This is a genomic window from Streptococcus sp. 2018037 (assembly GCF_019754195.1).
In the GTDB taxonomy this organism is placed as follows: Bacteria; Bacillota; Bacilli; order Lactobacillales; family Streptococcaceae; genus Streptococcus; species Streptococcus hashimotonensis.
The window spans coordinates 65866-81702 of sequence record NZ_JAIJZQ010000006.1 but is presented as its reverse complement, the minus strand read 5'-3'; the positions used below and the strand labels follow the sequence as shown (position 1 = coordinate 81702).

Below are 15837 nucleotides of genomic sequence, written 5' to 3'. Positions count from 1 at the left end.
TCCGTTGTCAACTAGCCTTGATGAACTCCAGTTCTGTCTTCGGCTTTGTTTCCCAGGCTACTTTTGGTTTTCATTGAGTATTAGCTTTGCAATGCAGTAGAAAGACAATGGAAGAATAATAAAGTTCGGATTATGATACAGAAAAAATCGGGAAAAACTACAAAGAGAAAAAAGAAAAGCAATATCCCCTTTTACTTGGTATTTTTGATTGGATTTGGGATTTTACTTTATCCTCATGTTTCTAATTTTTATTATCGATATGAGTCGGATCAGCTGACTAATTCTTTCGACCAAGAAAAAAAGACCTTAGCTTCTGAGGAGGTTAAGGAACGAATGGATTTGGCTCAAGCTTTTAATGAGAGTCTGAATAATGTGGTTTCGGAGGATCCGTATACCAAATCACGACATGAAGCTGGACGGGTAGAGTATGCACGGATGCTGGAATTGCATGAAAAGATAGGTTATGTTGAAATTCCAAAAATTGAGGTCAAGCTTCCTGTTTATGCAGGAACTTCTGAGACCGTTCTTCAAAAAGGTGTAGGGCATTTGGAAGGAACATCCTTACCGATTGGCGGGAGCGATACCCATACTGTCTTAACGGCTCATACAGGCTTACCCAAAGCTCGGTTATTCACAGACTTAACGAAGGTAAAAATCGGTGATACTTTCTACATTCACAATATCGTAGAAACATTAGCGTATGAAGTAGATCAAATAGTGGTTGCTGAACCAACTCAATTTGAGGAATTGCTGGTCAAGCCTGGGCAGGACTATGCAACCTTGCTAACCTGTACGCCTTACATGGTGAATACGCACCGTTTATTGGTACGCGGCCATCGTATTCCTTATGTTGCAGAAGAGCATCTTAAAGCGTCTGAAAATGCAGAGAAGCGTATTCTTATTCGTTATCTTCTTTATGCGCTCGGAATGTTTGTCGGTATTTTACTGATTTTCTTATTAACAAAAAGGCGGAAAAATAAAAAGAAAGTGACGAGTAATGATGAAACGTTCACAACTTAGAAAGGGAATGTCTAAACAGTCCATACTCTTGAAGCTTTTATTTCTCTTTGGTTTAGTAGTGACGCTGTATCCGTGGATTTCTCAATATTATTATCGTTATGACTCTGATTATAAAATCCAATCATTTTATGAACAAGCACAACAGTTACCGAGTGAAGAAGTTCTGAAAAGGTTGGAGCATGCTAGGGCCTACAACCAGACCTTGGAACCTCACAAATTGCAAGATCCTTACACAGAAGAAGAGAAGGCTGGGGTAGTGGAATACGCTCGTATGCTTGAGGTGAAGGAGAAAATTGGTTTTGTAGAAATTCCGAAAATCAACGAGCGAATTCCTATATATGCTGGTACAACTGAGGAAGTATTACAAAAAGGAGCGGGGCATTTGGAAGGTTCCTCCTTGCCAGTTGGTGGAGAAAGTACTCATACTGTGATTACGGCGCATCGTGGTCTTCCTAATGCTTCGCTATTTACCAATCTCGATCATTTAAAAGTTGGGGATCAATTCTACATTCATAATATAGCTGAGGTCTTGGCTTATGAGGTGGACCAGATTTTAGTTGTTGAACCGAATAATTTTGATCCTGTTATAGTTCAAAACGGAAAAGACTATGCAACCTTGCTAACCTGTACTCCTTATATGATTAACAGTCATCGTTTGTTGGTACGTGGACATCGCGTTCCTTATGAGCCGAAAGTTGCCATCAAGCAAAAACCGGCATTCTTTTTGGATATGCTAACGCTATCCTACTTGGTAGCCCTATTAATCATAGTAGTGATTGTTATTATCCTCCATCTTCTCCGTAGGAAGAAGTGTCAAAAGGGGGAAATGAAATGATGAAAAGAATAGGATATATTTTCATGTTGGTTGGTTTGTTGCTTCCTTTAGTGTTACTGACAAATATGTCAGTGCAGGAGTTTCAAGTTTTCCAACAGTATCAGTCTTATCGTAGGAATTCTAAATTCTTTTCGACAGAGCAACTCGAAGAAATTAAGGCTTATGGGGAACAGGTTAGTGGTGGTGACTTACCCACAGTTGATCCCTTTGCAGAGAAAAATGATTCAAATAGTACCGATGTGTTATCTTCTGAATTAATGGAAGGGGCAATTGGTTATTTGAGTATTCCAAAAATTGAAATTCGACAACCTATTTATGTTGGGGCAACCAGTGAACATTTAAATGATGGAGTTGCTTCTGTTATAGGAACAGCTTTACCTATAGGTGGAATAGGTCGACGAAGTGTCATTGCCGGTCACCGTAGTTGGTACAATGATCTCAGATTTTTCCGACTGTCAGAGTTGAGAGAAGGTGATAAGATTTTTATTGAGGTTGGCGGGAGGACGCTGACGTATTTGGTAAAAAATACAGAAGTGATAAAAGCAACAGATTGGCAAAAGTTATTACCTGTTGAGAGTCAGGATATGGTAACCTTGTTGACATGTGATCCACTAATTCCTCCTTTTGATTATCGCTTGTTAGTCAATGCTTATCGCGAATCAGATGTAATAGAGGAAGCTGATGAAGTGAGCCAGACCAGTCAACGTGAAATAAAGCAGTTTCAGCAATATTCATTCAGTCTTGTATTTTACCTGACGATGTTTGGTTGGGTCTTGTTGCTTTATATCCTTTACCGTTTTATTAGAATCTGTATTTGGTAGGATGAAGGGCGTTTTTGGTCAAAAGAGGGTTGAAACAAAGATAGGCTTCCTCCTAGTGAGTATGAATTTATACTCTTCGAAAATCAAAAGCAGACGTTGTTAACTTGATTTGATGAACTTCAGTTCTATCTGCATCTGCGTCGCCTAGTCTGATTTTGATTTTCATTGAGTATTAACGAAAATTGGTTAAGAAATTAGTCCAAAATAATGGGAATAAAAGAAAAACACAGACAGCTTAGCTGGATTTCATCAAAATCAGCTTGAGTCTATCTGTGTTTTTTTATTGAGTGCAAAAGGGTATTGGTATAGTGACAAGTCGTACGAACGCCTCTTTATACTCTTCGAAAACCAAAATTATCCGTTGTCAAGAGCCTTGATGAGTGAAAAGCTCCAGTGGAGGTTTTCAGCCTGTTACCTTGAAATAGGATAGTAACAGAGTTCTATCTTCGACTTCGTTTCCTAGGCTGCTTTTGATTTTCATTGGGTATTAAGAGGTTCGTGACGAGTCAAAAGCAATGAGGCTTGAACAAGGGCTAGTTTTTGCTCAGTCTCGTCTATTTTAATGTTCTTTTTTCTTAGTCCATGCGCCGACAAAACCAATCAAAGTGAGGCCAAGCAGACTAAGCATAGAAGTAGCTTCTCCTGTTGCAGGGAGTGTCTTGGTGCTCGCTTGTGAATGTGGACTTGCCAATTTATGTTGTGGAGCAGGAGCAGGTGGATTTACCGCTGGAAGAGTAATTCGTTGACCAGATTCGAGTACAATATCTTGACCTGTGTTACCTTGATCTGACTGCTGTTCATCTGGAGTCACTACTTTAGGTTCAGTATAGACGAATTTGAATTCGCCGAACCCTTCGCTGGAAGTTGAAGCCTGTAGGTAGACAATACCTTCTTGGTCAGCAACTAGAGCTTTCGCACGATCTGCTGTCAAGAAGCGGAGGTCGAGTCCCTTGATACTATCTGTAAAGGTCCAGTTATTGTCTGCTGTAGGATTGATAACTTTCTCAGCGATAATATAATTGATGATGGCTTGGCGGTTTTCCAGGTTCAATAAGCGGTTGATAGAAGCTTCGCGAACCCCAGGGAAAGTACCGTTTGCACGGTAGTTGTTGGTCACAACGATGAATTCTTGATCAGCTGTCACATCTCGTCCATTATATTGCAAGTTCCGAACTCTGCTGGCAGTTTCGTTGACTACCTTACCATCACGATCGTATTTATTTGGTTGCGTAATATCGTACTGATAGGTTACTCCATCAATAACGTCAAAATTGTAAGTGCGGAAATCTGTGTTGACTAGATTTTGTGGCTCTGTTGAGCTTGGATCAACTTGGTTGAATTGCCCTGCGGACATTTCCAACCATTCTTTGAGTTGGGCACCGTTGACTTTCAAGATGGCTACAACGTTGTCGTAGAGGTAAAGGTCTGCTACGTTCTTGATGGCGATTGGGCCAGCAGGAATGTCTGTATAGGCTGAAGCGTCGCCTCGAGTACCAGCCTTAAATGGTGCAGCCGCAGATAGGATTGGTAGATTAGCTTCTGGAGTCCCCACCAACTGTTGTTTTGCATACCAAATCTGTGCATTGTTAACAATCTGTACAGAAGGATCATCTTGAACAAGGGCAAAGAAGCTGTTGATTGGAGCAGTTGTTTCACCGACTTGTTGGCGCACATAGTTGATGGTTTCGTTATGGGCTTCTTTAGCAAGGTCGATGATGCGACCATCTGCTACAGATGATTTTGTATCGATTTTACGAATAGCCGCTTTGCTAGAAGTAGCTGTCCATTTGCCATCTTTAAAGACTAGATTAAGGTCAATCACACCGAGGTGATCACCGTATTTTCCAGCCATGGTGACAGGAGTACCGTTGATTTTACCATTTGTATCATCCACGCCAGAATATTTAGCGTAGAAGCTTGGTTTTTCGGCAGTTCCTGGGAATTCTGCGTGGGAGTGACCTGTGATAACCGCATCAACTCCTTTTAGGCTGGCGATTTGGTAACCGACATTTTCCTCGCCGACTTCATATTGGTCATCGCCGATACCTGAGTGGGAAAGGACCAGAACGATGTCTGCGCCATTTTCTCGCATGGTTGGGATCATATCGCGAACGGCTTCAACTGCATCACGGACAATCACTTTTCCTTCTAGATAAGCTTTGTCCCAGTTGAGAATTTGAGGGGGAACAATTCCTGTAACACCGACATTTAGTGTAACCTTTTTACCCTCGGTGTCTGTGAATGTCTTTTTCACAATGGTATAAGGGGTGTAGAGAAAGTCTTTCGTAGTCGGATCGAGGACATTGGCATTGACTAGAGGCATGTTGGCTGTACGAATTACTTTTTCGAGGTAGGCAAGGCCGTAGTTAAATTCGTGGTTGCCAAGTGTACCGACGTCAAATCCCAGCGTCTCTAAGGCAGCGTACATAGGATGTTGTTCGCCTTCTTCAATAGGATCAACGATAGACTTGTAATTTCCAAGAGGAGTACCTTGAATGGTGTCTCCATTATCTACCAATACAACATTTGGATTTTCTTTTTTTGCCTCTTCGATAAGAATAGCTGTTTTTGCTAGACCAAGCGTTTCCACTGGTTTATCTTGGTAATAGTCATAGTTGACCAAGTTCGTATGGAGGTCAGTTGTTGCGAGAATGCGAACATCAACAGTTTGTCCTTCAACAGGCTGGCTAGTTTCAGTTGCAGCAGGAGTGACCGTGCGTGCTTCTGAAGCAGTTGTGTCAGTTGTCTCGCTCGTAGGATCACTAGTTTCAGCTGTCTCGGAAGAGCTTGGATTTTCAGCTTCGGTAGTGGCTGGAGCAGGAGATTCTGTACTATCAGCTTTCTCTGTGGTGTCAGTTTCAACTGGCACAGCCTGACTTGCTTCTGTTGAAGAAGCTGGAGTTGTGTTGAGAATCTCTTCGGCTTGAGCTAATTTTGGATTGCTTGCAGCCAAGAGAGCTAGTGTGAGTGCTACAGCACACTTACTGAAACGAAAATTCATAAGAATCCTCCATTTTCTTTTTGTAATAATCTTCTACAATCATTATACAGCTAAGAAATGCAAAATTCAAGACTAATTCTGAACGTTCGTTTGAAAAATGAGTGAAAACAACAAGAAAACGAAAGAAAACAAGAACGTTCGCTGAATCTGAACTTGGTTTAGATTATTTGTAATTAGTAGTCTTATGTTAGATTCCTTTTTCTTTTTTCGTGAAAATGGTAGAATAGTAGGAAATATAAGAGGAAGAGTAAAGATATGAAAGAAATTAACTACACTGGGGAGGAAGTGGTTGCCTTGACAGCCACCTATTTACCGGAAGAAGATGTTATATTTGTCAAGAAAGCTTTAGATTTTGCGACAGAGGCACACAAGTCCCAATTTCGTAAATCGGGCGAGCCCTATATTGTACACCCGATCCAGGTAGCAGGTATTTTAGCAGGACTCAAGCTGGATGCTGTGACGGTTGCCTGTGGTTTCTTACATGATGTGGTTGAAGATACGGATGTAACCTTGGATGATATGGAGGCTGAATTTGGTCCAGAGGTTCGCCATATTGTCGGTGGTGTGACCAAGCTGGGTAAGGTTGAGTATAAGTCTCATGAGGAGCAGTTGGCTGAAAACCACCGAAATATGCTGATTGCTATGTCTCAAGATATGCGGGTAATTCTGGTTAAATTAGCCGACCGTTTGCACAACATGCGGACTCTTAAGCACTTGCGCAAGGACAAGCAGGAACGCATTTCACGTGAAACAATGGAAATCTATGCACCGCTTGCCCACCGTCTAGGTATTTCTTCTATCAAGTGGGAATTGGAAGACATGTCTTTCCGCTATCTCAATGAGATTGAATTCTACAAGATTACTCGAATGATGAGCGAGAAGCGTCGTGAACGGGAAGAGTTGGTCAATGAAGTTGTTGATAAGCTAAGAGACTATACAGAAGAGCGCCATCTACATGGTCAGATTTACGGTAGACCCAAGCATATTTACTCTATCTATCGCAAAATGCACGATAAGAAAAAGCGGTTTGATCAACTCTATGACTTGATTGCCATTCGTTGTATCATGGATACTCCGAGCGATGTCTATGCTATGTTAGGGTATATTCATGAATTGTGGAAACCTATGCCAGGTCGCTTCAAGGACTACATTGCCAACCAAAAAGCTAACGGCTACCAGTCTATTCATACCACGGTTTACGGACCGAGAGGTCCAATCGAGTTCCAAATTCGGACCATGGAAATGCATCAGGTGGCGGAATACGGGGTGGCAGCTCACTGGGCTTACAAGCGTGGTGGCAAGGCAACTGCTAGTGAAAAAGAGTTGCGCTGGATTAACAACCTGATTGAACTCCAAGAAGGGGCTGGGGATGCGCAAACCTTTGTAAATTCTGTCAAGGACGATATTTTTACAGAACGTATTTACGTTTTCACGCCAGATGGTGCGGTGCGTGAATTGCCTAAGGACTCCGTACCGATTGACTTCGCCTATGAAATTCATACCAAGGTCGGCGAGCGGGCGACAGGTGCCAAGGTCAACGGTCGTATGGTGCCTCTGACGACCAAGCTTAAGACAGGCGATCAGGTGGAAATCATCACCTCAGCCAACTCTTTCGGTCCAAGTCGTGACTGGGTCAACCTGGTTAAAACCCACAAGGCTCGCAATAAAATCAAGCAGTTCTTCAAGAATCAGGACAAGGAATTGTCTGTTTCAAAAGGGCGTGAGATGCTTCAGAACCTACTCCAAGAAAATGGTTATGTTCCCAACCAATACCTGGACCGTCGCCACATGGATGAGGTCCTGCAAAAGACCAGCTATAAGACCGACGAATCCCTTTTTGCGGCAGTTGGTTTTGGAGAAGTTTCTGCCATATCAATCTTTAACCGTCTGACAGAAAAAGAGCGTCGCGAAGCTGAGCGGGCTAAGGCCAAAGCTGTCGCGGATGAATTGGTCAACGGTGGCGAAGTCAAACACGACAACAAAGATAGTCTGAAAATCCGTCACGAAGGTGGCGTGGTCATTGAGGGGGCATCAGGTTTGCTGATACGGATTGCCAAATGTTGTAATCCAGTACCTGGCGATGAAATTGTCGGCTATATTACCAAGGGGCGTGGGGTAGCTGTTCACCGTGTAGACTGTATGAATCTCAAGAGCCAAGAAAACTACGATGTCCGCCTGATTGATGTGGACTGGGAGGATGAAAATTCGACCAAGGAATATATGGCAAATATTGACATTTACGGTCTCAACCGCTCAGGTCTCCTCAATGATGTCCTCAAGGTTTTGACCAATGCCAGCAAGAACATTTCTTCGGTCAATGCCCAGCCAACCAAGGATATGAAGTTTGCAACCATCCACGTTTCCTTTGGTATTTCTAACCTAGCAACCCTGACCAGTCTGGTGGACAAGATCAAGTCGGTGCCAGAAGTTTACTCAGTGAAAAGGACCAACGGATAAGATGAAAATTGTATTACAACGTGTATCACAGGCCAGTGTGACCATCGACGGAAGTATCCATGGGCAAATTGAACAGGGACTTTTGCTCCTAGTCGGTGTGGGACCAGATGACAGCCAGGAAGACCTGGACTATGCTGTTCGAAAAATCGTCAATATGCGGATTTTTTCAGATGAGGCAGGCAAGATGAACAAGTCCGTTCAAGATGTGGCGGGAAAGATTTTATCTATTTCCCAATTTACCCTTTTTGCGGACACAAAAAAAGGCAATCGCCCTGCCTTTACAGGAGCAGCAGCTCCTGCCCTAGCCAGCCAACTCTATGATGTTTTTAACAAAGCCCTGTCAGCCTTTGTGCCTGTTGAAGTGGGCGTTTTTGGGGCGGATATGGCGGTTAGTCTGGTCAATGATGGGCCGGTGACCATTGTTTTGGATACGAAAAATAAGTAAAACTTTTGGCAATGGTATGTACTCTGGTTATGTATTTTGATATACTAATATTGAAAAAATAGGTATGGAGGCTGCTATGAAAAAATTGCTCAAAAATCATTTCTTTTATTTGACGACTGCGTTTCTTTTGATTTTAGTGATTTACTTTAGTGGAATAGATAAACGTTGGATTATTTTGGCAAGTTTTCTTTATTTCATTCCATCGCAGATTTTATACCGTCGTCGCCTAAAAGAGCGATTACAAGAAGACCAGCCAGAGTAGGCTGGTTTTTTGATGTATAATACTCAATAAAAATCAAAAATAGCAAGTCTAAGTTGCTTATAACATGTGAAACCTTAATTTATAAGTTTGAAATGAGGATTGTGGATTTCAAGTAGCTGTTTTCTTCTAAAAAAATAACAAAATCGAAACGCTCCATATCCACTTTAAGTCGTAGGTAGCTATTTTTGATTTTAAATGAGTATAAATTGGACTACAATTCTTTATTAACTGTGCTATAATAATTATTGAATGCTATAAAAAATAGGTGATGAAGCAACTATTTTCCGTAATTTGAAAAAGAGGTAACTATTTATTTTAGAAGAAAAAATCGCTCAGCTTGTTTAGGCTGGGCGATTGCTTTTTTCGATGAATAATTGTTGAGCGATGGCTGTTGGGACGGCGAGCTCTTTGTCCTTGTACTGGATGGTGATGGTTTGGGCAAAGTGGTCGAAGTCTGTGACGGTTAGTAAATCACCGACAGCTAATTCATGTTGTTCCAAGTACTGAAGGAGTTGATAGAAGTCATGGATGCGGACAAGCCGGTAGTTCCCTGTCTCAGTTAGCTGTGACAGCCGTGTCTGGTAGCGTTCGATGAGCGGTTGTCCTGCTTGAGGAATGCTTCCCCCGTGAGGACAAGTTTGGGGCTGTTCCAGTAGCAGGTCTAGGCGATTGATAAAGTGATCTGAAACGGTGTGTTCTAAAATTTCAGCCTCTTCATGTACTTCTTCTGGGGAGTAGCCAAGTTGCTCAACTAAGAATACTTCAATCAAGCGGTGTTTGCGATAGAGGCTAGCTACCATTTCGAGGGCGGTTTGGCTGAGGAGATAACCTGCCTTGGCATCCTTAAAAATGAGTTCTTCGGCTACCATTTTTTTGAGCATTTCAGAAACGGCTGGTGCGGAGAAGGCCATCTTCTCTGCAATGAGTTTATTGGTAATTTTTTGGTCTAATTGACCCAGTTCATAAATACATTTTAGGTAATCTTCTTTGTTTGGTGTCATGAGAACTCGCTTTCTACTGAGACTATTATATCAAAAAATTTAAAAATCAGTTGACAAAATGATTTTTTTAGATTAATCTAATTATAAAGTTAGGTATGCTTAATAAAAATAAAAGGAGAACCTATATGAAGAAAATATTGTTCAGTTTTGCTCTGCTATTGTCCCTAATAGGACTAGGAGCTTGTCGTCCATCGCAAACCACAGAAGGCTCTAGTAAGCCAAGGGTGGCTGTGACTACTTCCTTCCTCAATGACATGGTCTATCAGTTGGCGGGCGATGAGGTGGAACGTGATTTGCTGATTCCAGCAGGAGAAGACCCTCATTTGTACGTAGCCAAATCTAGTGATTTATCAAAATTACAAAAGGCTGACCTTGTTCTCTACCACGGTTTGCACTTTGAAGGTAAAATGGTTGAAGCTTTGGAGAAGACCGGAGTAGCTGTTTCTAAAAACTTTAATGCAAAAGACTTGAATACGATGGATGAGGATGGAGAAGAAATTGTCGATCCGCACTTCTGGTTTTCAATTCCCTTGTACAAGTCAGCTGTAGCTGTAGCTTCAGAGGAACTACAAAAACTCTTACCTGCTAAAGCTGAGATGATTCAGAAAAATGCAGAAAAATACCAAGCGCAGCTAGATGATTTGCATGCCTGGGTAGAAAAAGAATTAAGTGTGATTCCAAAAGAAAGTCGCTATTTGGTAACACCACATGATGCCTTTAATTACTTTGCTGCTAGTTATGACTTCACTCTCTATGCTCCTCAGGGCGTGAGCACCGACTCAGAAGTGGCTAATAGTGACATGATTGAGACAGTTAACCTAATCATCGACCACAATATCAAAGCTATCTTTACAGAGTCTACAACTAATCCAGAACGCATGAAGAAATTGCAAGAGGCAGTAAAAGCCAAAGGTGGTCAGGTTGAAGTTGTTACTGGCGAAGGTAAGGAGTTATTCTCAGATTCCTTGGCACCAGAAGGTGAGGAAGGGGATACCTTTATCGACATGTACAAACATAATATTAAACTGATGGTTAAATATCTGAAATAGTACAGATCCAACGGACTTGCTATTCAATGAAGACTAGAGAAATTGCCGAAGGTAGAGTTGACAGGTACCAATATGAGGGACAATCAATTATTTCGAGCACAAGTAGTATAGGACTCTTTCCATAGGAGGTAGCAACGCTTGGGGGAGGATAGGCGTTAGTAGCAAATCTGAGGTCCTTGATTAGAAATACTGTTTGTAGACCTCGGTGCTGTTGGTTCACAGCGGGACTTTATATATCAGTAGTCTGTGCGTGAATAGGGATTTCAAATGAGTAGTAAAAAGGACTCGGTCTAGGTCGAGTTCTTTCCGTTTTTGGACCATTTTTAACAGAATTATAAACATACAATTGAAAGAAGCATTGGTGCTTTGCGAAAATCAAATTCATGTACTGATGTGTTGAAATGAGAGGTGCATAGGACTCACCAGCAATTTGTTGGTACGGTATCTTAATCTTATCGACTTTCTCAGCTTGGTAGGTTGGTCTGATTTTGATTTTCATTGAGTATGAATGAGGTATATCGTTTTTTAAAATAGGAGGAAATATGTCAGCAATCATTGAATTAAAAGATGTCAATTTAGCATATACAGCCAGCCAGACCATGGCTTTAGAAGATGTCAATTTGGTGATTCCCAGAGGGAGTCGGACGGCTATTGTTGGACCAAATGGTGCTGGGAAGTCCAGTCTGTTCAAGGTCATTTTGGGGTTGGAAAAACCTGACACAGGACAGGTTCGCTTGCTTGGTCAGGAGGCAGGTCTAGAGAGGGTGATTGCTCAAAAAGTAGCCTATATTCCCCAATCCAGTCAAGTAAACTGGCAATTTCCTGCAACAGTCTTTGAAATTGTTCTGATGGGACGCTTTGCTCATAGTAAGGGAATGTTTAGAAGACCGACTAAGGCTGATAGACAGATTGTTGAGCAGGCTCTAGAACGGTTAAAAATTGCAGATTTACGCCATCGTCAGATTGATCAGCTTTCAGGTGGGCAGCGTCAGCGGGTATTTTTAGCGAGAGCCCTGGCACAGGAAGCAGAATTGTACCTTATGGATGAACCTCTGGCAGGGATTGATCAGGCAACAGAAATCATGATCATGGATATGCTCAAGGAGTTCCAATGTGAAGGGAAAACTTCCATTGTCATTCATCATGACTTAACGACGCTGGATGCCTACTTTGATCACCTTGTCTGGCTTCATAAGCATGTGATTGATTCTGGTCCGATGGATGAGACTTTGACAAGTGAGAATTATCAGGCGACCTACGGCATAGGAAATGGGCTGTTTCTAGGAAATACCAAAGGAGGCAGTCATGTTTGAGGTTTTCAAAGAGTATTCTTTCTGGACAGTCGCTTTAGGGACCGTTAGTCTAGCTGTAGCAGCCAGTACTATCGGAAGTATATCTGTTCTTACTAAACAGAGTTTGCTTGGGGATGCTCTTGGGCATGCTTCTTATCCTGGAGTGATTGTCTCTTTCATGATTTTTCAGTCGCGACATCCTCTCTACTTGCTGTTAGGAGCAGTGTTGTCAGGCTACCTTTCTTATGCACTTGTCCATTGGCTGCGTCGAAAAGGTGGTCACAGCCTAGTCAATGCCCTTTCATTGGTGTCTGCTTCTTTCTTTGGTTTGGGAATGGTCTTGAAAAATGCTATTCAGGGAAATGAAGCCTTTGCAGGGGCTTCCCAGGCTGGATTGCAAACCTATCTATTTGGACAGGCAGCCTTTATTCAGCTGGATGATGTGATACTCATCGGAATTATTTCTCTATTGGCTTTGGCATTGTTTACTTTCTTTTATCAAGACTATAAGCTGTATCTGTTTGATCAAACTTTTGCAAGGGTTATTGGTGTTCGTGTAAAGTACTTACAGCAGTTGACGATGTTTTTGATGATTTGCCTAATTGCAGTAGGATTAAAGTTGGTTGGAGCTATTTTGATGAGTAGTTTTTTGATTGCACCAGCTGTCTTTGGCTTGATGCTGGGAAAATCGTATCACAAGAGTCTGTTACTGGCAGGAATCGTTGCAATTGGGTCGGCTTTCGTAGGGACCTGGATTAGCTCTAGTGTATCTGGCTTGTCGACCGGACCGACTATCATCGTCTGTCTGACAGGTCTGACCCTGTCTGCATTTGTGTATGTTACCTATGTCAGAAAGGAGAATGGTCGTGTTTGAAGTATTACTCATTTTGATGGTTATTGCTAGTTCTTGTGGCTTGCTTGGCTCGATACTGGTTGTAAAAAATCAATCGATGCTGGCAGATGCTCTATCGCATTCTGTCTTGCTTGGGATTGTTCTGGGATTTTTTATTAGTCATAGTTTGGATTCGCCGTTGCTAATAGTTGGTGCCAGTCTGTTTGGGTTATTATCGGTTCTTGCCATTGACCGTCTGCATAGTCGAAAGATAGCGCATGATGCCGCAACAGGTCTAGTTTTTTCTTTCTTTTTTGCGGTGGCGGTTTTGCTTATTTCTCTTTTTGCTCGCAATGTTCACTTGGATGTGGATCTGGTTTTGCAGGGGGAAGTACTTTTTGCTCCGCTCCATCGTATGGATGTTCTAGCCTGGTCACTCCCTGTTAGTCTGGTCAAGTCGAGTTTGGCTTGGTTGGTTATTGTTCTATTTTTTGCTTGGGCTTACCATCGTTTACAAGTGTACCTATTTGACAGCAACCATGCTCGTTTGTCTGGCTTACGAACAAGGATGTTAGAAATGGTTATTTTGATTCTAGTTTCTTTAACTACTGTTCTGGCCTTTGAAGCGATTGGCTCGATGACTGTTATTGTTTTCTTGGTGGCACCAAGTATGGCTGCCCTACGTTGGGTCAAATCCTTTTGGCAATTGCTTCTTTTAGGGCAAGGTATCGCTATTCTAACGGTTGTGTTTGGTTTTTTAGTAGCCAATCAACTGGATTTAACCATGTCAGGGACCTGTGCCGTTGTCAGCCTTCTTGTGGTTTGCTCGAGTATTATTCTAAAAAATACTTGGTCACGGTCATCTGATAAGTGAAATTGTCAGAATTTTTTGTTATTATAGTCATTAAGAAAGATAAAGGAGAAAATCAATGACACGTTTACAAGATGATTTTTACGAATACGTCAATGGTGAATGGGCAAAAACAGCCGTGATTCCAGATGACAAGCCAAGAACAGGTGGTTTCTCAGACCTGGCGGACGAGATTGAAAAGCTCATGATTGACACGACCAATGCTTGGTTGGCGGGAGAAAACGTCCCAGAAGATAGCGTTTTGCAAAACTTTGTGGCCTTTCACAAACAAGTAGCCGACTATGAAACCCGTGACCGTTTGGGTGCAGAACCAGCACAAGCCTTGATTGCGGAGTACAAGGCTCTCAACTCTTTCGAAGAATTTACCAGCAAGCTGGCAGAATATGAGTTGGCAGGCAAGCCAAACCTCATGCCTTTTGGTGTGGCACCTGACTTTATGGATGCCCAAACCAACGTTCTGTGGGCTTATGGCATAGCGACCATCTTACCAGATACGACCTACTATGAAGAAGGTCATGAAAAAGGAGCAGAATTACTCAAGACTTGGCGGGAGTGTCAGGAGACTCTCTTGCCTAAGTTTGGCTTTAGCGATGAGGAAATTGCAGAGCTCTTGGACAAGGTCTTGGCCTTGGATGCAATTGTTGCTAAGTATGTTCTGTCCAGTGAAGAGGGGTCAGAGTATGCCAAACTCTATCATCCTTACCAATGGGAAGACTTTGCAGCCTTGGCACCAAACTTGCCACTGACTGCTTTCTTTGAGGAGATTTTAGGACAGGTGCCAGACAAGATTATCGTGCCTGAGGAGCGTTTCTGGCAGGCAGCCGATGAGATTTACAGTCCTGAAAACTGGGACTTGCTCAAGGCTGGCTTGATTTTTGCGGCGGCTCGTTCTTATACTTCTTTCTTATCGGACGAGATTCGGATTTTGGACGGGGCCTATGCTCGTGCTCTTTCTGGTACACCGCAGGCTCAGAATACGGAAAAGGCAGCCTACAACTTGGCTCAAGGTTTCTTCAGTCAGGCCTTGGGGCTTTGGTATGCAGGGGAGAAATTCTCACCAGAGGCTAAGGCAGATGTGGAAGCCAAGGTTGCTAAGATGATTGAGGTGTACAAGTCCCGCTTGGAAACGGCAGACTGGTTAGCTCAGGAAACGCGTGACAAGGCTATTACCAAGCTCAATGTCATCAAGCCTTACATTGGCTACCCAGAAGCCTTGCCAGAGCGTTATTATAAGAAGATTGTTGACCCAAGCAAGTCCTTGGTGGACAATGCTATCGAACTAAACAAGATTGACATTGCTCATGGTTGGAGTAAGTGGAACAAGCCTGTGGACATTAAGGAGTGGGGTATGCCAGCCCACATGGTCAACGCCTACTATAACCCACAGAAAAACTTGATTGTCTTTCCAGCGGCGATTTTGCAGGCACCATTCTACTCGCTAGAGCAGTCTTCATCAGCTAACTATGGCGGTATCGGTGCCGTCATTGCCCACGAGATTTCCCATGCCTTTGACTCCAACGGCGCCTCCTTTGATGAGCATGGTAGCCTTAATAACTGGTGGACAGAGGAAGACTATGCAGCCTTTGAAGCTCGTACTCAGCAGGTCATTGACCAGTTTGAGGGTCAGGATTCTTATGGTGCCAAAATCAATGGTAAGTTGACCGTGTCAGAAAACATTGCCGACCTTGGTGGGATTGCTGCAGCCTTAGAAGCAGCCAAGTCAGAGGAAGACTTCTCCGCAGAGGAATTCTTCACTAACTTTGCTCGCATCTGGCGAATGAAGGCTCGTCCTGAGTTCATGCAGATGTTGGCGAGTGTCGATGTCCACGCACCAGGTCATCTGCGTACTAACATTCAGTTGCCAAACTTCGATGAATTCCATGAAACATTTGGCGTTCAAGAAGGCGACGGCATGTGGCGTGCTAAAGAAGACCGTGTGATTATTTGGTAG

At 42.7% G+C, this 15837-nt stretch carries 14 protein-coding genes; 11 read left to right on the top strand and 3 right to left on the bottom strand.

What is annotated here, in order from left to right; translation table 11 throughout:
- Positions 1 to 132: 132 nt before the first annotated feature.
- The 3 genes from K5Q29_RS03900 to K5Q29_RS03890 are packed head-to-tail and all read left to right on the top strand — an operon-like array spanning position 133 to position 2676.
- Positions 133 to 1020: a class C sortase gene (locus K5Q29_RS03900; protein WP_044768085.1), complete on the top strand. Its 888-nt coding sequence runs from the start codon at positions 133 to 135 to the stop codon at positions 1018 to 1020.
- Positions 998 to 1855, top strand: coding sequence for a class C sortase (locus tag K5Q29_RS03895; protein ID WP_105138856.1), 858 nt, complete (start codon positions 998 to 1000; stop codon positions 1853 to 1855). The genes K5Q29_RS03900 and K5Q29_RS03895 overlap by 23 nt, the downstream gene beginning before the upstream one ends.
- Positions 1852 to 2676, top strand: a complete 825-nt coding sequence (locus K5Q29_RS03890) for a class C sortase (RefSeq protein WP_172699575.1) — start codon at positions 1852 to 1854, stop codon at positions 2674 to 2676. Before K5Q29_RS03895 ends, K5Q29_RS03890 begins: the two co-directional genes overlap by 4 nt.
- Positions 2677 to 3235: 559 nt before the next feature.
- On the opposite strand, the gene sntA is transcribed toward K5Q29_RS03890, so the two are convergent.
- Positions 3236 to 5677: a heme-binding protein SntA gene (gene sntA, locus K5Q29_RS03885; protein WP_105138855.1), complete on the bottom strand. Its 2442-nt coding sequence runs from the start codon at positions 5675 to 5677 to the stop codon at positions 3236 to 3238.
- Between the two features lie 255 nt (positions 5678 to 5932).
- On the opposite strand from sntA, the gene K5Q29_RS03880 reads away from it, so the two are divergent.
- From K5Q29_RS03880 to K5Q29_RS03870, 3 genes are all read left to right on the top strand, one after another.
- Positions 5933 to 8134 (top strand): bifunctional (p)ppGpp synthetase/guanosine-3',5'-bis(diphosphate) 3'-pyrophosphohydrolase, encoded by a 2202-nt coding sequence (locus K5Q29_RS03880; protein ID WP_014636726.1) that lies wholly within the window; start codon positions 5933 to 5935, stop codon positions 8132 to 8134.
- Between the two features lies 1 nt (position 8135).
- Positions 8136 to 8579, top strand: a complete 444-nt coding sequence (gene dtd, locus K5Q29_RS03875) for a D-aminoacyl-tRNA deacylase (protein WP_105095511.1) — start codon at positions 8136 to 8138, stop codon at positions 8577 to 8579.
- A gap of 76 nt (positions 8580 to 8655) precedes the next feature.
- Positions 8656 to 8841: a hypothetical protein gene (locus K5Q29_RS03870; RefSeq protein WP_172699574.1), complete on the top strand. Its 186-nt coding sequence runs from the start codon at positions 8656 to 8658 to the stop codon at positions 8839 to 8841.
- A gap of 341 nt (positions 8842 to 9182) precedes the next feature.
- Here K5Q29_RS03870 and K5Q29_RS03865 read toward each other — a convergent pair whose 3' ends face one another.
- Entirely contained in the window at positions 9183 to 9842 is a 660-nt protein-coding gene (locus K5Q29_RS03865; RefSeq protein ID WP_105105628.1) for a metal-dependent transcriptional regulator, read from the bottom strand.
- A 125-nt stretch (positions 9843 to 9967) separates the two neighbouring features.
- Between K5Q29_RS03865 and K5Q29_RS03860 the strand changes: the two genes are divergently transcribed.
- A complete protein-coding gene (locus tag K5Q29_RS03860) occupies positions 9968 to 10891 on the top strand; it encodes a metal ABC transporter solute-binding protein, Zn/Mn family (RefSeq protein ID WP_105138853.1) in 924 nt (307 codons plus the stop codon).
- 229 nt (positions 10892 to 11120) lie between these two features.
- Here K5Q29_RS03860 and K5Q29_RS03855 read toward each other — a convergent pair whose 3' ends face one another.
- The gene (locus K5Q29_RS03855) at positions 11121 to 11390 is read right to left on the bottom strand and encodes a hypothetical protein (RefSeq protein ID WP_228477862.1); all 270 of its coding nucleotides are present in this window, start codon (positions 11388 to 11390) and stop codon (positions 11121 to 11123) included.
- A gap of 43 nt (positions 11391 to 11433) precedes the next feature.
- Here K5Q29_RS03855 and K5Q29_RS03850 point away from each other — a divergent pair, with 43 nt between their 5' ends.
- The 4 genes from K5Q29_RS03850 to K5Q29_RS03835 are packed head-to-tail and all read left to right on the top strand — an operon-like array spanning position 11434 to position 15837.
- Positions 11434 to 12204 carry a metal ABC transporter ATP-binding protein gene (locus tag K5Q29_RS03850; protein ID WP_105138851.1) on the top strand — a complete coding sequence of 257 codons (771 nt, stop codon included), beginning with the start codon at positions 11434 to 11436 and terminating at the stop codon, positions 12202 to 12204.
- Positions 12197 to 13057: a metal ABC transporter permease gene (locus K5Q29_RS03845; protein WP_044693436.1), complete on the top strand. Its 861-nt coding sequence runs from the start codon at positions 12197 to 12199 to the stop codon at positions 13055 to 13057. The genes K5Q29_RS03850 and K5Q29_RS03845 overlap by 8 nt, the downstream gene beginning before the upstream one ends.
- Entirely contained in the window at positions 13050 to 13889 is an 840-nt protein-coding gene (locus K5Q29_RS03840) for a metal ABC transporter permease (protein ID WP_105138850.1), read from the top strand. Before K5Q29_RS03845 ends, K5Q29_RS03840 begins: the two co-directional genes overlap by 8 nt.
- 55 nt (positions 13890 to 13944) lie before the next feature.
- On the top strand, positions 13945 to 15837 hold the full coding sequence (locus K5Q29_RS03835; protein ID WP_105138849.1) for a M13 family metallopeptidase: 1893 nt from the start codon (positions 13945 to 13947) through the stop codon (positions 15835 to 15837).

Excerpts from the sequence above, each read along its gene's own strand:
- K5Q29_RS03900 (WP_044768085.1), top strand. The coding sequence starts at position 133 with ATGATACAGAAAAAATCGGGAAAAACTACAAAGAGAAAAAAGAAAAGC.
- K5Q29_RS03895 (WP_105138856.1), top strand. The coding sequence starts at position 998 with ATGATGAAACGTTCACAACTTAGAAAGGGAATGTCTAAACAGTCCATA.
- K5Q29_RS03890 (WP_172699575.1), top strand. The coding sequence starts at position 1,852 with ATGATGAAAAGAATAGGATATATTTTCATGTTGGTTGGTTTGTTGCTT.
- sntA (WP_105138855.1), bottom strand. The coding sequence starts at position 5,677 with ATGAATTTTCGTTTCAGTAAGTGTGCTGTAGCACTCACACTAGCTCTC.
- K5Q29_RS03880 (WP_014636726.1), top strand. The coding sequence starts at position 5,933 with ATGAAAGAAATTAACTACACTGGGGAGGAAGTGGTTGCCTTGACAGCC.
- dtd (WP_105095511.1), top strand. The coding sequence starts at position 8,136 with ATGAAAATTGTATTACAACGTGTATCACAGGCCAGTGTGACCATCGAC.
- K5Q29_RS03870 (WP_172699574.1), top strand. The coding sequence starts at position 8,656 with ATGAAAAAATTGCTCAAAAATCATTTCTTTTATTTGACGACTGCGTTT.
- K5Q29_RS03865 (WP_105105628.1), bottom strand. The coding sequence starts at position 9,842 with ATGACACCAAACAAAGAAGATTACCTAAAATGTATTTATGAACTGGGT.
- K5Q29_RS03860 (WP_105138853.1), top strand. The coding sequence starts at position 9,968 with ATGAAGAAAATATTGTTCAGTTTTGCTCTGCTATTGTCCCTAATAGGA.
- K5Q29_RS03855 (WP_228477862.1), bottom strand. The coding sequence starts at position 11,390 with ATGAAAATCAAAATCAGACCAACCTACCAAGCTGAGAAAGTCGATAAG.
- K5Q29_RS03850 (WP_105138851.1), top strand. The coding sequence starts at position 11,434 with ATGTCAGCAATCATTGAATTAAAAGATGTCAATTTAGCATATACAGCC.
- K5Q29_RS03845 (WP_044693436.1), top strand. The coding sequence starts at position 12,197 with ATGTTTGAGGTTTTCAAAGAGTATTCTTTCTGGACAGTCGCTTTAGGG.
- K5Q29_RS03835 (WP_105138849.1), top strand. The coding sequence starts at position 13,945 with ATGACACGTTTACAAGATGATTTTTACGAATACGTCAATGGTGAATGG.